Origin of the sequence: Hyphomicrobium facile (assembly GCF_900116175.1) — a bacterium.
In the GTDB taxonomy this organism is placed as follows: Bacteria; Pseudomonadota; Alphaproteobacteria; order Rhizobiales; family Hyphomicrobiaceae; genus Hyphomicrobium_B; species Hyphomicrobium_B facile.
This window is the reverse complement of record NZ_FPCH01000002.1, coordinates 21,277-41,673: the sequence shown is the minus strand read 5'-3', so window position 1 is coordinate 41,673 and position 20,397 is coordinate 21,277. Positions and strand designations below refer to the sequence as shown.

Below are 20,397 nucleotides of genomic sequence, written 5' to 3'. Positions count from 1 at the left end.
GCAGCTGTTTCTGCCGTTCTGACCAACTTCATTCAATGATGGATTTTATTGCGGGGCGGCGAACGTCGGTCGCGGGCTTATCTTCGCGCAGCCCCTTGAAGGCTGCGTGCCGCAACAGGCCATCGGAGGTCCACGCGCGATATTCGATTTGCGCGACAAGCGTGGGCGTCACCCACGTCACGTCTCGCCGCTGCAGGTTCGTGAGCGATGAGGCGAAAGAAGGAGCGTCGATGCGCATCGGCTTCAACGTGCGCATCAAGCTGCTTGCAGTCTTGTTCGTGTATCCCGTGCCGACACGTCCCGCATAGACGAGCCGCTTCCGCTCGTAATAGCCGACGACGAGCGCACCGACCGCATTGGGTGCGGCTTTAGATTTGAGATATCCGAGGATGACGAACTCATCGACCTGGACGCACTTCGATTTGAGCCAGTCGTCATGACGGCCAGAGCGATAGGGCCGGTCGATGCGTTTTGAAATGATGCCTTCGAGCCCGAGCTTGCAGGCATGCGCAAGCATCTGCGCGCCGTCCACGGCAAGGTGCTCGCTGTAGCGGATTTGTCCGGTCTTTGATTTGCCCGAGAAGAGCCTCTGCAACGCGGCTTTGCGATCGCCGAGTTCGGCGTCGAGCAGGTTCATGCCGTCCAGATAAAGGAGGTCGAAGCAGTGCAACACGAACTTTTCGCTGCGTCCGCTTTTGAGCGCATCGGCGAGAGCTGAAAAACTCGAATGACCTGAAGCGTCATCGGCGACGAGCTCTCCGTCGATGATCGCCGAGCCATCATGAAACTCAGCCAGAAGTTCGGGAAGTTTGCCGAAACGTTCCGTCCAGTCGAGGCCGTTCCGCGTCAGCATCCGCACCGACTGCTTCTCGATGCGCGCCTGAATGCGATAACCGTCGAACTTGATCTCATGCACCCAGTCATCGCCAACCGGCGGCTTCGCAACAAGTGTTGCCAGACATGGCGCGACAAAGGCCGGCATCGCCGATTTGACCGCGCCAGCAATCGGCGGCGCGCTAAAAGGGCGGCGGCGCTTTGCGACCGTTGATGCGGTCGCGTGCTTTGATACGCGCCCTGAAATGTTGGTCTTCGCGGTCACGCGATCAGGATCCGACGAGCTTCTTGATCGCGCTCTTGAGCGAGCGATCCGAGGAATCGTAATCCTCCCAGGCGGTCATCTTTTTGAGCAGGGAAGGGACGGTGTGTATCGTGAAGCGCTTGGGGTCGAGCCCTTGTTTGACCTGACGCCAGGTGAGCGGCATCGACACGGTGGCTCCGGGTCGCGCGCGCGGCGATAGCGGCGCAACTGCCGTCGCCATGCGATCGTTGCGAAGGTAGTCGAGAAAAATCCTGCCCGTTCGAAGCTTCTTCGTCATCTTGATGAGATAGTCTTTCGGGCTGTCGGCCGCCATTTGTTGGCAAACGGCGCCAGCGAACGCTTTCGCATCAGCCCAGTTCGCAGCATCGCCGCGATTTGTTTTGAGCGGCGTGACGACGTGAAGGCCCTTGCCGCCGGTCGTCTTGCAAAAGGCGACGAGCCCGACGTTCTCGAGCCGCTCGCGAAGTTCGTTGGCTGCAACGACGACGCGAGAGAAGTCGACGTCCGGTGCGGGATCGAGATCGAAGACGAGGCGGCCCGCGATATCCGGCTCCAACTCGGCGCAATTCCAGGGATGAAACTCGAGCGCCGCGATCTGCCCAAGCGCGATCAACGCCTCTTCCGAGTTCACCTCGATATAAGGTTCGCGATCTCCCGAAATGCGAACGAGATCGATCTCGGGTGACATGCCCTTCATCGCATGGCGTTGAAAAAACGTTTGACCGGTTATGCCGTCCGGTGCGCGGATCACCGAACAGGGGCGCCCCTTGATGTGCTCGAGCATCCAGGCGCCGGCTGTTTCGAGATAATGCGCGAGATCGAGCTTCGTAACGGCGGCGTCTTCACCCGCAGGCCACAGAACTTTCTCGGGATGCGAAATCGTAATTCCCAAAACGACGTTCGCCAATGTGCTCTCCGCGGCGGCAGCTGCCTTTTTCGGTCTCGCCGCTTTTCGAACCGGCGTTCGCTTGAGCGGCATCGTCGATGACGAAGCAGGCTGAGGCTCGGGATCGTCGTCCGACGGTTGGTTCGAATTCCAGACGGCATTCGGGCTTGCGGCCGTCCGCCGCCGCGTGATGAAAGGCTCGGGGCCCTTGCCCTGTCCAGCCGCGATCTGCGCCATCGTGCGTTTCGATGCGACCGAGCGATCATTGCCAAGTATCGCGTCGGCATCGCCGGAATGCGCGCCCTCATCGCGATGCTTGATGAGAAGCCAGTTGTTGCGCTTTCCCCCGAAGCGGTCGTTCTTGATTTTGACAAGCACCCAGCTGCCTTTGAGTTTATCGCCGGCCAGGATGAATTTCAGCTCGCCCTTGCGCAGCTGTTCCTCGGGACTTTGATCGCCGACCGGCGCCCAGAACCCGCGGTCCCACAGCATCACCGTTCCGCCGCCGTACTGGCCTTTGGGGATCGTTCCTTCGAAATCGCCATAGTCGAGCGGATGGTCCTCGACTTCGACAGCGAGACGTTTGTCCTTGGGATCGATCGATGGACCGCGCGTCACCGCCCACGATTTGAATACGCCGTCGAGTTCCAGGCGAAGATCGTAATGAAGATGCGAGGCGTCGTGCTTCTGGATCACGAAGCGAAGATACTTCGCCGGACGGACATTCGTGGTGCCGCTCGGCTCCGCGGTTTTGGTGAAGTCACGCTTGGCGCGATACTCGGAAAGCTTTTTCTTTGCCATTCGAAGGCATCCCACCCGGTCGAGGTCGAAAGTCCGAGGTCGCAAATGTCGTTCAGGCTTGAAGTATCGAAGTCTTAAATCTCCGGCGTCTCAAGTCAAAGCAAAGCCGCCGGAAGCGTAAAGCTCCCCAGCGGCCTGGGCACCTGGCTTAAGGGCGCCTGACGCACGCTGGTGCATGCGCCTAGCCGAAAAACGGTCGAGGAACGCGAATTGTTCCCAAACGCGGCCGTCACGCCCACGCCGTCATATCGCTATTCAGCAGCTGCATCTTTAGAAGATCGCGGTTGACGTCGTCGTTGTGGAGCGATGCCAGCACCTGCTTGGCCAACCAGTCCCGGCACTCGAGTCCGTGCGGTCCGCTTCGGACGCCGCTCGGAAGCGAAGTCCAAACTTCGTTCAATACGCTTTCAGCCAACGCGAGGTCTTCAGGCCCAAAAACATTGTAAGCGACAGACATGTCAAACCATCCTCCACGTAAAAATCACTGTGCGCCGCTTCTCGTCTCCTGGAAATCCCTCATGTCCGCCAAGCCAAGCACCATGCTGTTACGGAACGGTTTAAGTCGAACCTTGTTTTGCAGCCGATTGGGTCTCCGGCGGTGCTTGACGCGATACGCTCGGTTGCGGACTAAGCTGGTTTCGACGCAGTCTGGCGCCTAACTTCTTCCCAGAGCAATGTGCTAAGGTCGAACAGTTAGCCATCTCCGGTTAGTGCTGTCCGGAACTGCAGCATTTACCCACCCGTTACTAAAATGGATGTCGTGAGGGCGTCCGTTTGAGAGAGACCTAGGAGCGTTCTAGATGAAGGTAAAAAGCGTTGCTGCGCTGGGAGCAATCCTGCTCCTCGCGCTGGGCACGACTGTCGCCGATGCGAGACACGGCAGCGGCGGTGGTGGCGGAGGCGGTGGCGGAGGGCCCCGTTTCAGCGGCGGTGGCGGAGGCGGACCACACTTCGGCAGTGGAGGCGGCAATTACCGGAGCGGCAATTTCTCCGGGCGGGCGTACCGCGCGGGTCCGAACTTCGGCGCCGGCAATTTCCGTGGTCACGGACCACGCGGTCCGCGGGTAGGTGATCGCGGCTACCGGAATTTCGCCGGCAATTATTACGGACACGGCGGCCGGCACCATCACCGCCGCGGACGGTTTATCGTCGGCTATCCGTACTACTCTTACGGCTATTACGACAACGGCTACTATGGCTACGACTGCGAATGGCTGTATCGCCGCGCCATCGAGACGGGTAGTCCGTACTGGTGGAGACGATATCAGAATTGCGACTACTGATTTTGCAGTGCTGAAGCTGATGAAGGTTCCGGGGCTTCCCGGAACCTTCATCGTATTACCGGACCGAATATCACGGGCTAGAGGTGCCGGTTCCGGCTGGAGATGTCGGAGCACGAGCGCCGGGATTGGAGCCCGCGGCGGGATCATTCGGCGTATTGGTCGAAGGACCCGGTTGAACATTTTCATTGGTCGTCGGATCTGCCGGAATGCCTGCCGGGCTCGATACGCCCGTGTCACCACTACTTGCACCGTTGGACGGCGCTGGAGTTACGGGCTGAGTCTTGGTCTGAGGCGTTAGCGGCTGTCCGTCATTATCGTAGGTCGCCTGCGCCATGGCACCGGCGGAGCCAGCGGCGAGCAGTCCGAGAGTCACGACGGCACCTTTAATAACCTTCATCTAAATCTCCTTTTCTTGTGGACGTTCCCTGTCGGAAACGGCCTCTCGTCGCCGTTGGTTCCGCGCAAATAGTGGGCGATCCGTCGATGTTCATTGAGGGCGGCTAACCATCGCAACGATCGCGGAATTGAAGAGCAGCGCGCCCAAACTGCGAATGGCGCCATTGGTTCCACTTAATCCATTTTGCCGCCGCGCGGATTGTGCGATCATTCGTCGAGAATCGTAGCGCTCGCGATTTTCGGTTTCATAAAATCGAAACGAGACGGTTCTTCGCCGAGTGGCCTGGCGCAACGGTCCCGTGGCTCAATGGATAGAGCGTCGGAATTCGACTCCGAAGGTTGCAGGTTCGAGCCCTGCCGGGATCGCCACAAAATTCATCGCCATCAAATTCATCTCTAAAAAACTTGATGCGGAAATGGGAACTCGATCGCGCGTTCGCGAGATTGCAAATTCAATCCGTCACCTACATTTAACCACGGACCGCATTTCTCAAACTAACTCTAGAGATGAGTCGCGACTGCATTAGTTTGCCTTCCACCGGGGACTTGAAACCGACAGTAGAGAGTAGTCGCAATGACCATGTCTCTCCGCCCCCCTCATCGATCGGCACACAAAGCAACGATCTTTACACTGAGCCTCATTGGCGGTGTGCTCCAGCCTTCACTGACGAGAGCGCAAGACGTGCCCGTTCCGCCGCCGCAGGCGCCAATCGTCGAACCCCCAGTCGTTGAACCCCCAGTCGTTGAACCCCCGGTCGTCGAACCCCCAAGCGTCGAATCCAGCAAACCTACGGAACCGCTGATGGGTACCGCAGCCGCCATATGCGCGAAGCTCGCAACCAAACCCGCAACACCATTTGAAGAGCAGGATAGCGCCGCCGTTTCGACGTTTTATCAGGCCCGGCAATGCCGGCCGTTGTGGGTCGATGAGCAGGGGCCGACGCGTGCAGCAACGCTTGTAATGGCAGAGCTGGGCCGGGCCGAGGACTGGGGTCTCAAGGCAGCGGACTTCGAACTCGCCGCAGTAAAGGAGCCGATGCTGGCCGGAAGCTGGACTCCGGAGCAGACGGCGGCGGCGGAACTCGAAATCACCGCTGCTGTCTTGCGGTACGCTCACGAAGCCGAGGGCAGCCGCATTTCAGAGCCCGAAAAGCGCCTCTCCGGCTACCTGGATCGCGCGCCCGTCCTCACCGATGCAGCGTCTGTGCTCACGCGTTTGGCCGGCGCGCAGAACCCCGACGAGGTGATGCGCGCGTTTCAACCGTCGCAGGATCAATTCCTGAAGCTCAAGGCGCTTCTCGCGCGGTTGCGGGGCCACACGCCCGCGACCGAGCCGGATCGCTTCAATATCCCGCGGCGAGGAGCGATGCTCCAGGCCGGCGTGCGCGATCCCGATGTCGCGACGCTGAAGCAGAGATTTGGAATTGCCTCGGCTCCGGGTTCTGAACAGCTGTACGACGATCAGCTGGCAGCGGCCGTCAAACAGTTCCAGGCATCGAAGTCACTTCACGCTGATGGCATCGTCGGAGCGAGCACGCGAGCCAAGCTGTCCGGCGAAGACGTCGTAACGACTCCCGAGAAGATTGCGGCGGTGATCGCCAACATGGAAGAGTGGCGGTGGATGCCCCGCTCGCTCGGCGCCACCCACGTCTTCGTCAACATTCCAGCGTTTTCGATCGTGCTTACCGACAATAATAAGCCCGTGTTCGAAGAACGTGTCGTCGTCGGCACGCCGAGCACGCAGACGCCCGTGTTCTCGAAGGACATGACGAAGATCGTCCTGCGTCCGAGGTGGAACCTGCCGGACTCGATCAAGATGACGGCACTGCGAACCGGCCGCTCGATCGAGCGGCAAGGCTACGTCGTCATGCACAACGGCCATGTCATCGACAGCAGCCGCGTGAACTGGTCGAAAGCCAAGCTCAGCAATTATATGATCTACCAGCCGTCGGGCGACGACAACGCGCTCGGCCTCGTCAAGCTGCTCTTCCCGAACAAGCACTCGGTTTATCTCCACGATACGCCCTCGCGATATCTCTTCAACGAACGCGTTCGCCTGTTCAGTCACGGCTGCATGCGCGTGCGAAACCCTCAGCAGTTCGCGCAAATCGTCTTCAACATTGACCGTGGACACTTGAGCCCGAACGTCGGGCAGCTCGTCAACAAAGGTCCCATGGACAATCAAATTGCCCTGAACACGCCGATCCCCGTGCACGTCGGATACTTTACGACCTGGGTCGCGAACGACGGCACGCCGCAGTTCTTTGAAGACTACTACGGCCACCAGAAACGCATCACGCTGGCGCTCGCCGGCAAGTGGAAAGACATCGACGTCACCCAGGAGCATGTGACGCCCGAGACGCTCGAAACCTCCGCGGTCAAGAAGGTACACTACCGCTCCGCACGAAGAGACGAAGACGATGACGGCGACCGCAGGAGGCGTGGCGGCGGTTATGATCGCCGTGGCGGATACGGAAGCTACGGAGGAGATATGGGACTGATGCGCTCCGGCCGCGGCTACTCGTACGGCAACTCGGTCGGCGATGTGATCCGCCGGGCGCTCGGATTCTGAGTGGAATTTTGAACTGCTGCCGTTGCGGCTACCGCGCGCTCTCGAGGCGGGCAAACCCTTCGCTGAGATCGTGGATCAGATCGTCGACGGCCTCGAGGCCGATGTGGAACCGAAGCGCCGGCCCCGGTCCGCGCCAGCGCGTCGCCGTCCGGTATGAAGTCGGATCGAACGGGATGACGAGGCTTTCGTAGCCGCCCCACGAATAGCCCATGCCGAACAGCTTGAGCCCGTCGAGAAATGCAGCGAGCGCTTTCTCAGGCACAGGTTTGAGGACGACCGCGAAGAGACCGCTCGCGCCGCTGAAATCACGTTTCCAAATCGCGTTACCGGCATCGCCCGGAAGGGCCGGATGCAGAACCCGGTCAACCTCGGGACGCCCGGCCAACCACTCCGCCACCGCGATGCCTGATTGCTGATGCCGCTCGAGACGGACAGCCAGTGTTCTGAGACCCCTGAGAGCGAGATACGTCTCCTCCGAGCCGGGACACGTGCCGAGCGTTTCCTTGGCGTTGTCGAGATACTTCGCGGCGCGCGCGTTGCCGGTGACCGTGCCCATCATCGCGTCGGCATGGCCGACGATATATTTCGTCGCGGCTTCGAGCGATACGTCGGCGCCGAGCGATAGCGGCTTGCAAAAAAACGGCGTCGCCCAAGTGTTGTCCGCGATAACCCAGATGTTCTGGCCGCGGGCCGCGGCGGCAATTGCCGGGATGTCCGGCATCTCGAACGTCTGCGAGCCGGGCGCCTCGACCAGCACGAGTTTCGTGTTGGGACGGAAAAGCCCGGCGATGTCGCGACCGATGAGCGGATCGTAATACGTCGTCTCGACGCCGAGCTTCTTCAGCATCTTGTCCGCGAACGCGCGGCCTGGCTGATAGACGTTGTCGGGCATGAGGATGTGGTCGCCGCTCTCGGCGAATGCCAGCACCGCGGTCGAGATCGCGGCGAGGCCCGACGCTGTGAGAACGGTCGCCGCGCCGCCTTCGAGATGCGTTATCGCGTCTTCGAGCGCTTTCGTCGTCGGCGTCGCCCGCCGTCCGTACGTGAAGGGCTGCGTCCGCTGCTTGATGGCATCGAGCGTCGGATAGAGAACCGTCGATCCCCGGTATACCGGCGTGTTGACAAATCCGTGCTGCTCGAACGGTTTGCGCCCGAGGTGCACGACCTCGGTTTCGGGCTGTTCGCCGCGCTCGGAACTGTCGTCTTTCTTCGCCATTTTCAACTTCTCCGGGCGGTTCGCGTCCTCGTGGCGCAAGTTTCGTTCATGGTCAAGGCCTTGACCATTCGGCGCGGGCGCGGGATGTGTGGCAGGGCGAGCTATTCATGGGCGGGCGCGCCCGAGGCCGTTGCTTTCGTCTGCTCGAGGGAAAACGAAGAGACTTCAGTGAAGCATTGGCCGGAAAAGTGCAGATGAGAAGTGTGTCGAGGCTCTGGGCGGCAGCGGTTTCGCTCGTTGTCATGGGCGTTGGACTGTCCTCCGAAGCTTGGAGCGCGACGGCCAGCACTCTCGATGCTGTTCGCGCCAGGGGCAAGGTCATTTGTGGGGTCGCCGACCGTGAGCCGGGCTTCAGCGAAGTCAGCACCCGCGGAACCTGGAGCGGGCTCGACGTCGAATTCTGTTCCGCTCTGGCGGCGGCTGTGCTCGGGAACCGGGACGCGGTCAAATATCTCAGCCTGAACCCCGGCGATCGCTTCAAGTCCCTCCAGGATAACGAAATCGACGTGCTGCTCGGCGCAACGACCTGGACGCTCACCCGGGATACGGAACTCGGAGCGCGTTTTACGAGCCCCCTCTATTACGATGGCCAGGGCTTCATCATTCCGCGAAACCATTCGATCGCGAGCGTCCTCGAGCTTTCCGGCGCCTCGATCTGCGTCTTGACGGGTTCGAGCGACGAAACGGCGATCGCCGACTTCTTCGGCTCGCGAAAGATGCGCTACCAGCTCATCACGTCCGACCGGTGGGATGATCTGGTTAAGACCTACGCGAATGGCGGCTGCACAGTCCTGACGGGCGAAGTCTCCCTTCTTGCATTCGAAAAAAGCCGCATGTCAAACGGCTCGGATCAGATGCTGCTTCCGGAAATGATCACGAAGGAGCCTTACGGACCTGCCGTGCGCACGGGTGACGACGGCTGGTTCGCAATCGTCCGCTGGACGTTCATGTCGCTCGTCGCCGCCGAAGAACTGAACATATCAAGTTCCAACGTCGACACGATGAAGTCGTCTCCCTCTCACGAGGTGCGCCGCTTTCTCGGTCTCGGTGCCGATCTCGGCGCGCCCCTGGGCCTGGCGCGCGATTGGGCCTATCAAGTCGTCAAGCAGGTTGGCAATTATGGCGAGATCTTCGAGCGGACGCTCGGGCAGGGGTCTTCGTTGAAGCTCGATCGTGGCCTCAACAATTTGTGGAGCAAAGGCGGCCTGATGTACGCGGCGCCCTTCCGCTGATAGAAATCGGGCCATTGCCGGAAAAAATGCACGCGAGCTCGTGAACCACGAGGTTAGTCATGGGCGACAAGGCAACGCTTGAAACACTGTTGAGCGCCGCCGTTTTTCTGATCCCGATCGCGGTCCTTTTCACCCTCATTTTGCTGTTGTCGCGGCGGCGACGGCGGAGCGCGCAATCTCCAGCCGCGCAGCCTCGAGAGCCGTCTGCGGAACCGCCGCAAGCTGAACCGCTGCATGCGTTGTCCCCCGATCAGCACGCCCAAACGCCGCCGCCTGCCCCTGTCGAGAGCGTTGAAACAATCCTCGAGAAAATAGAGACGGCCCTCGTTCGCGGTGAAAAGACCGCGCTTTCCGGCCTCTACTACGAGTTGGCGGCGGGCCATGCGCGACTGGGCAAAGCCGAGGCGCGCATGGCGGCGTTGCGGTCGGCAGCCGGATATGGCGCGCTCCATGGACCACCCGGCGCACACGCCGCAGCTCGCTTAGCGCTGGGCGAAGCGGCGCATAGCGCGGGCGACCTGACCACGGCTTGCGAACAGTGGCAAATGGCGCGCACGGCATATCTTCAGGCGGGCGAGGCGGAGCATCACGCGCGCATCGAAAAGCGGATGCGGGAAAACGGCTGCCCGACGGACTGGGTTCTCACTGATTTTTGAAATCGAGTGTCGTGCCGCCTTGCGACCCACCTTGTTCCGTTGGCATGATCGTCGTTGCGCCGGTGGAAGATGACTGGCCACGCTGTTCATGCGACACCGCCATCATGACCTCGACGCTGACGTTGTCGCCGTCTTTGATCTGGAAGGCCTTCTGGAAAATATGTCCGCCTGAAGAGGCCGTCACTTCATATTTCCCCGGCACCAACACATGCGTCGGCAGCGCGCCGACGCTCTCCTTGACCGTCTCGCCGTCCTCGGTCTGTATCGTCCAGCGCGTGTCGGGCATCGCTTCGCCGCCCGACCGGGTGACGAGCTTGAACGTCGCCTTGCCGCCCGAATGCGTGACCGTCGTCTCCGTCAGCTTGCCCGCCTCGACGGTGATATCCGTTTCGATCTTGGCGTTGGCATCGCCATAAAGCGACACAACCCGGTAGATGCCGGAATTGAGCCGTATGATCAGGTTCGGCTTCGCCCCCGTGATCACGGCCGAATGGCTTTCGAACTGATCGCGATCGTCGGCGAAAATGGAATAGGTCACCAAACCGGCCGGCGCAGGTTTCCCGCCGATCAGTGCCTGAAGCCGCAAGCCCCCCGCGTTCAGCACGAACGCTTCGAACGGCGGACCGTCGGCAGCCTTGACGACGATCTTGCGGGTCAGATTGGCCCGTCCGAAAGCGGCGTTGACGGTGTATTCGCCAGGGTTGAGCCTGAGGAACGGACTGGCCTCATGTGACTCCATGAGCAGCTTCGATTTTCCCGGCTGACCGGCCGATTGAAAAACCCGCCACACCAGTCCTTGATCGATCTGCTGGCCGTCGCCCGTCAGTAATGCCACGAGCTTGACGCCCGGACCTTTCGCGGTCTTGCCGCGTTCGACGGTGGTGGTGTTCTTGCGCTTCTCGATCGATGGACCCCACGGACCGGTCGGCGGCCCGTCCGGGATGGGCTCCTGCGCGAACGAAATCGTCGCCCCGGCAATAGACAGAAGCACGGCGAGGAGCAGAGCCTGAGCGCCGCCGATAACTCCGCGCAGTTGCTGCTCAACGCGCGATCCGCATGATTTCACTAACGCTTCGGTCATCCTGGTCCGATCTCGATCTTCTGGCTTTCACCGGCACGCACTTCGAATGAAGCCTGCCCGTGCTTGCCGCGCGCATCGAAGCGCACCGTGTATCGGCCCGGAGCCAAAAGCGCTGTCGCCTCCGTGCCGGTGGCACGCCATGTCGGCATGCCGCTCTCGTCGGCGACTTCCCAATAGACGTCGCCGGCAGGCAGCGCCTCGCCCGCGGGCGGAGCGAATTTCACCTCTCCCGCAGCGATGTCGACGATCGCGCTCGCGGGCTTCCGAGGCTCAATAACAACTTCTTTCGTCGCCGAGATGTGTGAGACGACGAGCGACGCGGTGATGCGGTAGCGCCCCGGCGACAGGTCGAGCGAGAGATCCGGCCCCATCGCGCGCGCGATACCGGTGTGATCGCCGTCGATACGGTCGACACGATAGAAAATGTTCTGATCGGCCTTTGCGGGAGCGCCCGCGACGAGAGCCGAGACCTTGAGCGGCGTGAGGGCGAGTTCCAGCGTTTCGCTCACGGTCTGCCCGGCGCCGACGGCGATGCGCTTGCGAACGTCGCCGCTCTTCGAGCGCGCGCTGACATAGTAGGTGCCTTCGGGAAGCGTGAAGCTCGCGTTCGGACTACGCGATCTCGCGACCTCGCGGCGCCCGTCCGGACTTTCCGGATCGTCGGCGGAAACGGCGAATAGAACGTCCGGAATGCTGGCGCCGTCTGCTGCGGCCGCGGAGAGATCAAGACGTCCCGTTCCGAGCGAGATGTCGAGCGGCTTGGCGTCGCCGGCAGCGAGTTGGATGGATTGCGACGCGCGCGCCGCGCCGTCGACTGCCGTCAGCGTGTAGGTGTCGGGCTGCACATAGAGATCGAGCGCACCGTTGCTCGCGATTGCGACCGGCTTATCGCCGATAGAGACGGTCAAAACAGCGTTGGGAGAGGGTGTTCCGCCCTTGCTCGAAGTCACGCGCGCGATAAGATGCGCGGCGTTGAACGGCACGATGATGCTTTGCTTGTCTCCATCGGCGATCGTGAGGTCCTGACGCGCCGTGAGCGAGCCGAGTTCGGCCACGACCTCGTAGCTGCCGGCCGCAAGCTTGGCGGTGATGTCCTGACCTTCCGATTGGGCCAGCTGCGTTTTCTCGCCACCCTTATAAATGCTCCATCTGACCGGAATTGTGAGAAGCGCGCCACCGTCGGCAAGCGCAGCCGATGCCCGGAGCGATGCGCCCTCGGGCGGCGGCGGCGCCATGGGCTTGCCGTCGCCGGGATTTGTGCCGCCCGCAATCGGCGCGCCCGGAGTGAGAATGGCCAGCCGCGTCGCCTCGTCGATCGCCGCGGTGAGACCGTTAGAATCCACGATGTCGTAGTAATGGCCGCCCGTTGCCTCGGCGATGCACGCCATGCGCGGCCGTTCATGTGCCGGAATGCCAATGCCGATGACTTGAACGGCGACGCCCGGCGACGTCTTCGCAAACCCGGCGGCGATGGCGCACGTATCTTGCCGGCAATTGTCCGCACCATCTCCGATGAAGACGATCTGCGCCGGACGCGATTGTCCGATCGCGGTCATGGCAACCGTGAGCGCGGACGTGAGCGGGCCGGGGCCCCGCGGATTGAGCTTGGCGATCGGATCGAGAACGGCTTGGCGCGGACTGTCGGGGCCGGCGATCAATTCCACATCGTTGCAGTCGCCACGGCGGCGGTGCCCAAACGAAACGAGGCCCAGCCGCGTCGAATTCGGCATGGCGAGCAGGTTGCCGAGTTTCTCGCGCACGATATCGATCTTGGCGCGGTTATCGGGCGGCAGACGCGCCCACATCGACCCCGACCCATCGAGCACGACCATGGCAGTCGGCGCGTCGCTGCTGACGGCCGGTCCGGCGGCGATCAAAGGAACTGCCGCCACGACAGCCGCGACAAATTTCAAAAAATCCCGGCGCATTTTATCTCCACGCCCATTTTTCGCTCATTGTGTCGATTCTGATTGTAATGGGCCGCTTGTAACAGGCCGGAGCCTCGTATAGCGAGACGGACACGAATAAGTACGGAACATGACATGAATCCCGCTATTTTTGAATTTCTTGCGGCAAGACGGTCAGTGAAGCCGGATCGGCTCGCCGCACCGGGACCGAACGCCGAGGAGCTGCAGAAAATCCTCGCGACCGGCGCTCGCGTTCCCGACCACAAGAAGCTCTCTCCCTGGCGCTTTATTGTTTTCGAAGGCGACGCCCGCAAGGCGGCCGGCGAAATCTTCGCCAAGGCCTGTGAGAAAGAAGACCGTCAGGCGCCGTCGCCGATCCGCCTCGAGACCGAGCGCGGGCGGTTTCTTCGCTCGCCCGTCGTCGTCGCCGTCGTGTCGGCCGTGAAGCCGAAGCCCGGCGCACCCGAATGGGAGCAGGTCCTGTCGGTCGGCGCGCTCTGCTTCAATCTCTGTCTCGTGGCGAATGCGCTCGGTTTCGGCACGTCGTGGATCAGCGAGTGGATCGCCTATAGCCCGACCGTCCGCGAAGGGCTGGGCCTTGCGGAAAACGAGAAGATCGCAGGCTTCATCTACATCGGCACGCCGATGGAGAAACCTGAAGAGCGCGAACGCCCGAACATCGACGCGCTCGTCAGCCATTGGCCGGCCTCGGAAGCGGGTTAACACCCTGTTAACCACAACGTGCGACCGTTCGGAAATACGCGTTAGCGATCCTGATTCGTGGCGGCGGGATCAGCACCGCCATGCCCGAAGAACGGGATGCAGCACTTGACCAAATCATGGCCCTCCGCCGGTGCTCCGAGGCACCTGTAGGAGGGCCAGTCGGTTTTTGGGCTCGCCCTTGGAGACCGCAAGGCTCCTAAAACCTGAACTGTTCGGTCAGGATGCGCTCCTCGAGCCCATGCTCGCGGTCGAACATCATGAAGAGCTCGATGGCGCGGGCCTGCTCGATATCGACTTTCACCACATCGCGGGTCTCGAAGTGATCGGCAACGGCGCTGACCGGCCGCTTCGCATCCTCGAGAACGGTGATCGTGATGTGTACCCGGTTGGGGACGAGGGCGCCGCGCCAGCGCCTCGGCCGAAAAGGGCTGATGGGCGTGACCGCCAGAAGCTGCGACTTGATCGGCAGAATGGGCCCATGAGCCGATAGATTATAGGCGGTCGAACCGGCAGGCGTCGAAACCAGGACCCCGTCGCAAATCAGCTCTTCCAGCCGCACCTTGCCGTCGATGGCGATCTGCAACTTGGCGGCCTGATAGCGCTGCCGAAAGAGCGAGATCTCGTTGATCGCCAAGCTCTTGTGCGCCTTGCCGGCCGCATCCGTCGCAATCATCGACAGCGGGTGAATGCGGCTGATCTCGGCCGCCTGCAGCCGCTCGATCAGGTCGTCTTCCTTATAGTCGTTCATGAGGAAGCCGACCGAACCCCGGTTCATGCCGTAAATCGGGATCTTGTCGTTGATGAAGCGGTGTAGCGTCTGCAACATGAAGCCGTCACCGCCGAGTGCGACGATGGCATCGGCTTCGGTGGGTGCGGTTTCGCCGTAACGCTTGATCAAGGCCGCCTGTGCTTCGATTGCCTCGGGAACCTCGCTCGCGACGAAGGCGATGCGTTCGAACTTGTGCTTTTCTTTCGGCATCTAGGCCCTTGGGTTCAGGAGGGGGTCGCGTAACAAGGCAGGGAAGCTCGCCCAAGTGTCGACAAACGACAAGCCCCCCTCGCGGGATATCGAAGAGGAACTCGCGACGCCAGCCGGCGATGTGGTGATGATTTATGCCACGTTCCCGGATCGGCAGGCGGCGATGGCGCTGGGCCGGGAGCTGGTCGAGCAGGGCTTGGCCGGATGCATTAACGTGCTGCCCGCGATGACGTCGATCTATGTCTGGAAGGGCGAAACGGAAACCGCAGAAGAAGCCGTGTTGATCGCCAAGCTCGCCCGCCAGGGAGCCGATCGCGCCGTCGCGCATATCGTCGCCAATCATCCCTACGAGACGCCCGCGGTCCTCGTCGTTCCGGTGGTCGGAGGAAGTTCCGATTATCTGAACTGGGTCATTAGCGGCACGCGTCCCTGACGACCCGTATCCGGCCCGATCATTAGATGATCAATAGATGCCGCCGAGCGATTGCATCACATTGTAGCGCATGGTGCCGGGCCGCGGATCTCCGCGCCGGCCCCGCCCGGACGAGGCATATTTTCGTCTCGGCCGATCTTCGTCATAGGTGCGCCGGGAGGGCTTGGACTTCGCGGCATGTGCATTCGCATCATCCTCGATGGCGATGGGAGCAGCGTTAGTGTTCGCACGCGCGTCGGCTGAGAGGTCATCGGTATCGCCGCTCTCGCCAAGCGCTGCAACTTTCGGAGAGACATCGGCTGCCGCATCTGTCGCCGACGGGACGAGCGTGAAGATCTTCCATCCCTGAGAAGCCGGCGCGGCGGCGGCCGCCGCACCGTTCGGCGGAGGCAGCGGCGCAGCCTCGACGGTCGCGGCTCCGATCGACATCCGCCCCGGCGGCAGCTCTGGGCGCGGCGCAGCCGCAACCTCGACCGCATTCTCATTCTGAAGCCAGGGAAGCTTTTCAGGCTCCGCGGTGACCATCGGCTGGTTACTGCCGGAGAGACGCGCGGCGGCCAGTCTCCGCTCCTCGAGGCGCTTCGACCGCTTGGTCGCCTGAGCGACGACCGCACGCGGCACGCAACGGCCGCCGTCGGCGATCTGGCCCGCTGGACACTCGGCGGAGCAGACAACGTCATGGTGGCTCTGCACGAGGGCGAGCAACACGTAATCGGGATTGTCCGTCGGGAGCGTGGCGTTGGCGCGATCCATGAATGCCGCCATGGCGCGCCGCGTCGAACCGTTCCATGCGCCGGTGATCTCGCCTTCATAGCAGCCGACGCGTTTCAACTCGCGCTGCAGATCGCTCGCCAGTTCGGCGCGCGTTTCGGGATCGCCGGGCTCCGCCGATTTGAGAGGTGTCGAGACGGTGCGCGCCGACTGCACCACCGTGGACCACGTTCCGAGCTTCTGCGGAGGGGCAACCGCAACACGGGCGCCTTCGTCGGGGATCACCTCGTGAAACACGGGCGAGGCGGCCGAAAAAATCCTGTTTCCGCTATCGCTCCGATAGTCACGGTCCGGCGCCGCCGAGATGCGCGTGACTTCGGTAAGGTCTGCGGTGTGATCGGATGCCGGAAAAAGATAGCTGTATGTGACGAGCAGGGAAGTCGCCGTCAGCAACAGCACTCCACCGAAACGCGGCATGGCGCAAACTCCACTCAACTCACTTGCACGTGGCTTGCGCCGGGAACACTCAGCGCAAAGCTTCTGACGTGCGCAATGGAGAATGCATCGCCGGCGAGACTTGGTAAACGGGAATTGCGAGCACTCCACGGTGGCGCGGTGGAGCGTCCCGAAAGCCTCGCCCCATTGTTGCGCTAGAACGTCGCTTTGCACGCATCGTCCGCCACATTTCAGCCGTGCATAAGCCGCGGGCGACCGGTGCAAAACCTCTTGATAACCAGCGCTTTTCAACCGCTCGCGGCGCTTCGAATACTCAGGCTGAGACCATCGCGCAGCTCCGGTACCCGAATACTAGAATTATGATTCTTCTCGCTATTCGATGATTCCCATCTGGGTCCGACTCAGTTACGCGTGAAGGAGAGGGGAGTTTAATTGCGTAGTTTTCCACCCTCGGCCTGTCTTGAGGATAAGAATTATCCACCTCTGATTTCTTGCGGCGAAATCGTGGCGATACTTTGAGACAGCGTTGAGAGTGGCAGCTCTGGTTTGCTTGGTTGCGCGGTCTCCGCGTCGCTCGTCTGCCGATGTCATGGGGATGATATCGGAGCTCACAGCCGATCGAAGAGGACATCATTTGCAGCCATGCCCGTTGTGCGTTCCGGAGCCTGGTCGGCGCCTCCCTCGGGCGCAAGGACCACAAGACGAAATGGCCGGTATTGTATTCGCGTGACCTAACCGGCCTCTCACAGGAGAGGGCACACGATGAGACACGTTTTAGGCGTGTTGGGTGTTCTAGCAGCAGGCGTATTGCTCGCCGTATCAGCTGCTATGAACTGGCGTTTTGGCTTCAGTCTCGGAAGAACCGAGCTGGACGGCCAAATCTACGGCGCAGCATCCGCTGCGGCCGACTGCATGAAAGCACTGGTACCGTTCTTCTTCTTTGCCGCAGTTCGAAATAGAATCTGGTCGCAGGCGGCTGCGTCGGCGCTCGTCTGGGTGGTCGTGACGGCCTACTCGATGACATCAGCGCTCGGACACGCAGCGTTGAACCGCTTCGATTCGACCGGGCAGCGTGCTCAGGAAGCTCAAGCCTATCAGGATTTGAGAGGCGAGCTGAAGCGTGCGCAGGAGCAGGCCGGATGGATCCCTCAGCATCGACCCTTCGAGGCGGTGCAGAGCCAGATCGACGGCATGAAAATGCAGAAGGCTTGGCAATGGTCTGACGGCTGTACGAAGGTCAATTCGAAAACCGAACGGACATTCTGCCAACAGCTGACGGCTCTCGACTCCGAGCTTGCGTCCGCAAGCGCGGCGAAGCAGGCCGAAGCCCGTATCGCCGAACTCACGGCGAAGGTCGATGCTACCGCAGGTTCGCCTGCTCTCTCCGAAGCTGATCCGCAAGCCAAGGTTCTGACCGAACTTGCGAACGCGTTCTTCCCGAACATCAAGATCGAAAACGTTCAGATGGCGTTGACGTTGTTTGTCGCGCTGCTGCTCGAGATCGGATCTGGGTTCGGCATGTACGTCGCATTCAGCCAGTGGCGTCTGTATGATCGCCAGCCAATGCCTGTCACGCCCAGAATGGCGCTGACGGAGGAAAGCACCGCTGCGGCAGCGGTGGCGGTTCCGGTGCTCACACCGATTACCGTTGAAACGAAAAAGCCGCGTTCTGGCGCCAACGACAACCGGTCGATCGAGATCCCTCTCGAAGTACCCGTTGCCTCGACGCCCGCAATCGAAGCTCAACCCGCTGAAGTGCATCAGGTTGAGACGAAGGTTGCAGAAAGCCGCAGCACGATGCCCGTCAGGCGTCTTGCCCCGGAAACCAACACTGAACGTTTCTACAAGGAGAACATCGAGGTCCGCGACGGATCAAGCGTTACGGCTACTGAACTCTACGAGGATTATTGTTCATGGTGTGAGTCTAAGAACAAGGAACCCGCAGCACTTCCGAGCTTTGCAAGAGAATTTGCAGACCTTGGCGTGAAGAAGGAAAAGGTAGCCGGCCGAGTGCGCTACATCGGTATCGCACTGAAGTCCGACATGGTTCTCGAGGAGGCTATGAAACCGCCTCTCTTCGGCACGGTCGCAGCCTAGCGCTGCTTCCAAAATCTTTGGCCCGCTTCGGCGGGCCATTTCTTGCAAGTTTCCAACTTTCGACGGCCCGCCCAGTGCGGGCCTTTTTTTTGTTTCGCGGACTTGCTTGTTGAATGGCTCGCCCTCCGGCGGGCCTTTTGCCGTTTTGAGGAAGGCGTCCGGCGGCTTTCACTTTTTCGAGTTGTGCAATGTTGTGATCGGCGAACCCGGCGTTCCCTCCTGGCGCTCATCGGGACAGTGTGAAAGAGTGAGGGGCACACGCCGCAGGTCTAATGCGACGCGCCCTCCAACACTCAAGAGGTTTGCTATGGCCAAAGGCCAACAGCGTTCGAACAAGGAAGTCCGCAAGCCTAAGAAGAGCGCCGCTGCAAAATCGCAGCCCGCGACGAGCTCCGTCACCGCGACGTTTGCGAAATCGCAGAAGAGCGGAAAGCGCTGACCCGCCGATCCAAGTTTTCGAAAAGGGCCTGCTGCAAGCGGGCCCTTTTTTGTTTCGGACTGAACGCCATGAGCAGCGGCGAAGTCCGGAGCGACCCAAACTGGCCACGGACGTATCCGGGCGAAATGGCTTCTAGCCCACAACTATCTTGCCTCTTGGCGTATCGCTTGAATTGCAAACGGCCCTGAAACAAGAGACCTACGAACAATTCGCGGTAAGCGACCATCGAAGCGAACGACCTGAGAAATTAGAATGCGCATTCATCCGCCGGAGCTCACGGTAAAAGACGGTCTCGTAACGATCAGCGCTCGCGTCAGTTTGGACGGCGACCCACAAAATATTCCCGGTGAACTCTGGTTCACCGTTCCGGAGCGCTACGAACATCTCTGCTCGCGCGCTATTGAGCCGTTTGTTGTCGCACTGAGTTCGCTCGCCTCGGCGCGGAAGGAGGAAATTCAGTTCGAAGGACCGTTCTCTGATCGGCTCAGTATCGGCCTCGATGAATATTGGAAGGTCGTTCATGCGTGGCTTCCAAATGAATTCCACCCCGTTCGTCTGACGGGCGGACAACTGACACCGGAAACCATTTCGCCGGGACATCCGGCGGCGGCGTTCTCGGGTGGCGTCGATTCATTTTTCACGCAGTTCTTGAACAAGAACCGGCCGGCCGGATTCCGCACCAGATACGCGATGTTCGTCCATGGCTTCGACATTCCGCTAAAGGATGCGGACATCTACGAAGCCGCGGCCGCGAGGTATGAGCCGCTGCTGGCTGAGATGGGCGTCGAGCTCGTCAAGGTGACGACCAATGCCCGTGATTTCGTGCGGTCGCTTCAATGGGAAATTTCGCACGGCAGCATATTGAGCGGCACCGCGCTCATCCTGTCGTCCGGCGTCAATCGTTTCTTCGTCCCGTCTTCGCTCAGGTACTTGTCACTGAGGCCGTGGGGGTCGAGCCCCTTGATCGACAACTTGCTGTCGACGGACCAGATGCAGATCATCCACGATGGAGCAATCAACTCGCGCTTCGACAAGTTGAGCGAGATGAAGGATTGGGCGCCGCTGAGGGAAGCCGCCAGAATATGCTACGAGTGTCCGTCGGCTTTTCACAATTGCGGAGAGTGCGCCAACTGCCGCGGCACGATGGCGGCGTTGGACTCTCTTGGCGTTTTGGACAAATTTCCAACGTTTCCCAAGGTTCCCTCGCCGTATCACTACTTCCGCGTTCCCTTGGATAATCCTCACGATGTGCACTGCGCGCGCCAAGCGGTTGCTGCCGCGGAGCAGAGGGGCGCCAGGGGGTTAGTCTGGATCCTCCGCGCCGCCGTGCTGGAAAGCAACCTGAAGAGGTTCGTCAGGGACGTGCGTTTGCGCACCCGCCCGCTACGCCGGTTTTACCGGCGTCCCGACATGGCGACGGCTTAGCGCCG

18 protein-coding genes and 1 tRNA gene are annotated in these 20,397 nt (G+C 61.0%); 10 read left to right on the top strand and 9 right to left on the bottom strand.

Annotated features, from left to right (window positions below):
* Positions 1-28: 28 nt before the first annotated feature.
* The 3 genes from ligD (BM399_RS07225) to BM399_RS07215 form a co-directional block, all read right to left on the bottom strand.
* On the bottom strand, positions 29-1,099 hold the full coding sequence (ligD, locus tag BM399_RS07225) for a non-homologous end-joining DNA ligase (RefSeq protein ID WP_244531141.1): 1,071 nt from the start codon (positions 1,097-1,099) through the stop codon (positions 29-31).
* Between the two features lie 4 nt (positions 1,100-1,103).
* Positions 1,104-2,786 carry a non-homologous end-joining DNA ligase gene (gene ligD / locus BM399_RS07220; RefSeq protein ID WP_092866627.1) on the bottom strand — a complete coding sequence of 561 codons (1,683 nt, stop codon included), beginning with the start codon at positions 2,784-2,786 and terminating at the stop codon, positions 1,104-1,106.
* A 229-nt stretch (positions 2,787-3,015) separates the two neighbouring features.
* The gene (locus BM399_RS07215) at positions 3,016-3,243 is read right to left on the bottom strand and encodes a hypothetical protein (RefSeq protein ID WP_092866624.1); all 228 of its coding nucleotides are present in this window, start codon (positions 3,241-3,243) and stop codon (positions 3,016-3,018) included.
* A gap of 343 nt (positions 3,244-3,586) precedes the next feature.
* Between BM399_RS07215 and BM399_RS21115 the strand changes: the two genes are divergently transcribed.
* Entirely contained in the window at positions 3,587-4,069 is a 483-nt protein-coding gene (locus tag BM399_RS21115) for a hypothetical protein (protein WP_177228078.1), read from the top strand.
* 70 nt (positions 4,070-4,139) lie between these two features.
* On the opposite strand, the gene BM399_RS07205 is transcribed toward BM399_RS21115, so the two are convergent.
* Entirely contained in the window at positions 4,140-4,466 is a 327-nt protein-coding gene (locus BM399_RS07205) for a hypothetical protein (RefSeq protein WP_092866621.1), read from the bottom strand.
* Positions 4,467-4,758: 292 nt separating this feature from the next.
* On the opposite strand from BM399_RS07205, the gene BM399_RS07200 reads away from it, so the two are divergent.
* A tRNA-Arg gene (locus BM399_RS07200) sits at positions 4,759-4,834 on the top strand.
* Between the two features lie 433 nt (positions 4,835-5,267).
* Complete coding sequence (locus BM399_RS07195) at positions 5,268-7,037, top strand: L,D-transpeptidase family protein (protein ID WP_244531140.1); 1,770 nt, start codon at positions 5,268-5,270, stop codon at positions 7,035-7,037.
* 28 nt (positions 7,038-7,065) lie between these two features.
* Here the strand turns inward: BM399_RS07195 and metC are convergent, their stop codons facing one another.
* Complete coding sequence (metC, locus tag BM399_RS07190; protein WP_092866618.1) at positions 7,066-8,253, bottom strand: cystathionine beta-lyase; 1,188 nt, start codon at positions 8,251-8,253, stop codon at positions 7,066-7,068.
* A 194-nt stretch (positions 8,254-8,447) separates the two neighbouring features.
* Here metC and BM399_RS07185 point away from each other — a divergent pair, with 194 nt between their 5' ends.
* Together BM399_RS07185 and BM399_RS07180 are read left to right on the top strand one after the other, a co-directional pair.
* Complete coding sequence (locus tag BM399_RS07185; protein ID WP_092866615.1) at positions 8,448-9,485, top strand: amino acid ABC transporter substrate-binding protein; 1,038 nt, start codon at positions 8,448-8,450, stop codon at positions 9,483-9,485.
* 59 nt (positions 9,486-9,544) lie between these two features.
* Positions 9,545-10,141 carry a hypothetical protein gene (locus BM399_RS07180; protein ID WP_092866612.1) on the top strand — a complete coding sequence of 199 codons (597 nt, stop codon included), beginning with the start codon at positions 9,545-9,547 and terminating at the stop codon, positions 10,139-10,141.
* On the opposite strand, the gene BM399_RS07175 is transcribed toward BM399_RS07180, so the two are convergent.
* Both BM399_RS07175 and BM399_RS07170 read right to left on the bottom strand, forming a co-directional pair.
* A complete protein-coding gene (locus tag BM399_RS07175) occupies positions 10,128-11,222 on the bottom strand; it encodes a hypothetical protein (protein WP_092866610.1) in 1,095 nt (364 codons plus the stop codon). The genes BM399_RS07180 and BM399_RS07175 overlap by 14 nt on opposite strands.
* Positions 11,219-13,150, bottom strand: coding sequence for a vWA domain-containing protein (locus BM399_RS07170; RefSeq protein WP_092866607.1), 1,932 nt, complete (start codon positions 13,148-13,150; stop codon positions 11,219-11,221). Before BM399_RS07170 ends, BM399_RS07175 begins: the two co-directional genes overlap by 4 nt.
* A gap of 114 nt (positions 13,151-13,264) precedes the next feature.
* Between BM399_RS07170 and BM399_RS07165 the strand changes: the two genes are divergently transcribed.
* Positions 13,265-13,852, top strand: coding sequence for a nitroreductase family protein (locus BM399_RS07165; protein WP_092866604.1), 588 nt, complete (start codon positions 13,265-13,267; stop codon positions 13,850-13,852).
* A gap of 196 nt (positions 13,853-14,048) precedes the next feature.
* Here the strand turns inward: BM399_RS07165 and BM399_RS07160 are convergent, their stop codons facing one another.
* Entirely contained in the window at positions 14,049-14,831 is a 783-nt protein-coding gene (locus tag BM399_RS07160; RefSeq protein WP_092866601.1) for an NAD kinase, read from the bottom strand.
* Between the two features lie 55 nt (positions 14,832-14,886).
* On the opposite strand from BM399_RS07160, the gene cutA reads away from it, so the two are divergent.
* A complete protein-coding gene (gene cutA, locus BM399_RS07155; RefSeq protein WP_244531139.1) occupies positions 14,887-15,264 on the top strand; it encodes a divalent-cation tolerance protein CutA in 378 nt (125 codons plus the stop codon).
* Between the two features lie 30 nt (positions 15,265-15,294).
* Here cutA and BM399_RS07150 read toward each other — a convergent pair whose 3' ends face one another.
* Positions 15,295-16,452, bottom strand: coding sequence for a putative peptidoglycan binding domain-containing protein (locus tag BM399_RS07150; protein WP_092866598.1), 1,158 nt, complete (start codon positions 16,450-16,452; stop codon positions 15,295-15,297).
* A 741-nt stretch (positions 16,453-17,193) separates the two neighbouring features.
* On the opposite strand from BM399_RS07150, the gene BM399_RS07145 reads away from it, so the two are divergent.
* From BM399_RS07145 to BM399_RS07140, 3 genes are all read left to right on the top strand, one after another.
* On the top strand, positions 17,194-18,528 hold the full coding sequence (locus BM399_RS07145) for a hypothetical protein (protein ID WP_092866595.1): 1,335 nt from the start codon (positions 17,194-17,196) through the stop codon (positions 18,526-18,528).
* 307 nt (positions 18,529-18,835) lie between these two features.
* Entirely contained in the window at positions 18,836-18,967 is a 132-nt protein-coding gene (locus BM399_RS21480) for a hypothetical protein (RefSeq protein ID WP_280140533.1), read from the top strand.
* Between the two features lie 252 nt (positions 18,968-19,219).
* Positions 19,220-20,392: a hypothetical protein gene (locus tag BM399_RS07140; RefSeq protein ID WP_092866592.1), complete on the top strand. Its 1,173-nt coding sequence runs from the start codon at positions 19,220-19,222 to the stop codon at positions 20,390-20,392.
* Positions 20,393-20,397: the final 5 nt, after the last annotated feature.

What these genes read in the sequence shown, in the direction of transcription:
- ligD (WP_092866627.1), bottom strand. Translation starts at nt 2,786, where the DNA reads ATGGCAAAGAAAAAGCTTTCCGAGTATCGCGCCAAGCGTGACTTCACC.
- BM399_RS07215 (WP_092866624.1), bottom strand. Translation starts at nt 3,243, where the DNA reads ATGTCTGTCGCTTACAATGTTTTTGGGCCTGAAGACCTCGCGTTGGCT.
- BM399_RS21115 (WP_177228078.1), top strand. Translation starts at nt 3,587, where the DNA reads ATGAAGGTAAAAAGCGTTGCTGCGCTGGGAGCAATCCTGCTCCTCGCG.
- BM399_RS07205 (WP_092866621.1), bottom strand. Translation starts at nt 4,466, where the DNA reads ATGAAGGTTATTAAAGGTGCCGTCGTGACTCTCGGACTGCTCGCCGCT.
- BM399_RS07195 (WP_244531140.1), top strand. Translation starts at nt 5,268, where the DNA reads ATGGGTACCGCAGCCGCCATATGCGCGAAGCTCGCAACCAAACCCGCA.
- metC (WP_092866618.1), bottom strand. Translation starts at nt 8,253, where the DNA reads ATGGCGAAGAAAGACGACAGTTCCGAGCGCGGCGAACAGCCCGAAACC.
- BM399_RS07185 (WP_092866615.1), top strand. Translation starts at nt 8,448, where the DNA reads ATGAGAAGTGTGTCGAGGCTCTGGGCGGCAGCGGTTTCGCTCGTTGTC.
- BM399_RS07180 (WP_092866612.1), top strand. Translation starts at nt 9,545, where the DNA reads ATGGGCGACAAGGCAACGCTTGAAACACTGTTGAGCGCCGCCGTTTTT.
- BM399_RS07175 (WP_092866610.1), bottom strand. Translation starts at nt 11,222, where the DNA reads ATGACCGAAGCGTTAGTGAAATCATGCGGATCGCGCGTTGAGCAGCAA.
- BM399_RS07170 (WP_092866607.1), bottom strand. Translation starts at nt 13,150, where the DNA reads ATGCGCCGGGATTTTTTGAAATTTGTCGCGGCTGTCGTGGCGGCAGTT.
- BM399_RS07165 (WP_092866604.1), top strand. Translation starts at nt 13,265, where the DNA reads ATGAATCCCGCTATTTTTGAATTTCTTGCGGCAAGACGGTCAGTGAAG.
- BM399_RS07160 (WP_092866601.1), bottom strand. Translation starts at nt 14,831, where the DNA reads ATGCCGAAAGAAAAGCACAAGTTCGAACGCATCGCCTTCGTCGCGAGC.
- BM399_RS07150 (WP_092866598.1), bottom strand. Translation starts at nt 16,452, where the DNA reads ATGCCGCGTTTCGGTGGAGTGCTGTTGCTGACGGCGACTTCCCTGCTC.
- BM399_RS07145 (WP_092866595.1), top strand. Translation starts at nt 17,194, where the DNA reads ATGAGACACGTTTTAGGCGTGTTGGGTGTTCTAGCAGCAGGCGTATTG.
- BM399_RS21480 (WP_280140533.1), top strand. Translation starts at nt 18,836, where the DNA reads ATGGCCAAAGGCCAACAGCGTTCGAACAAGGAAGTCCGCAAGCCTAAG.
- BM399_RS07140 (WP_092866592.1), top strand. Translation starts at nt 19,220, where the DNA reads ATGCGCATTCATCCGCCGGAGCTCACGGTAAAAGACGGTCTCGTAACG.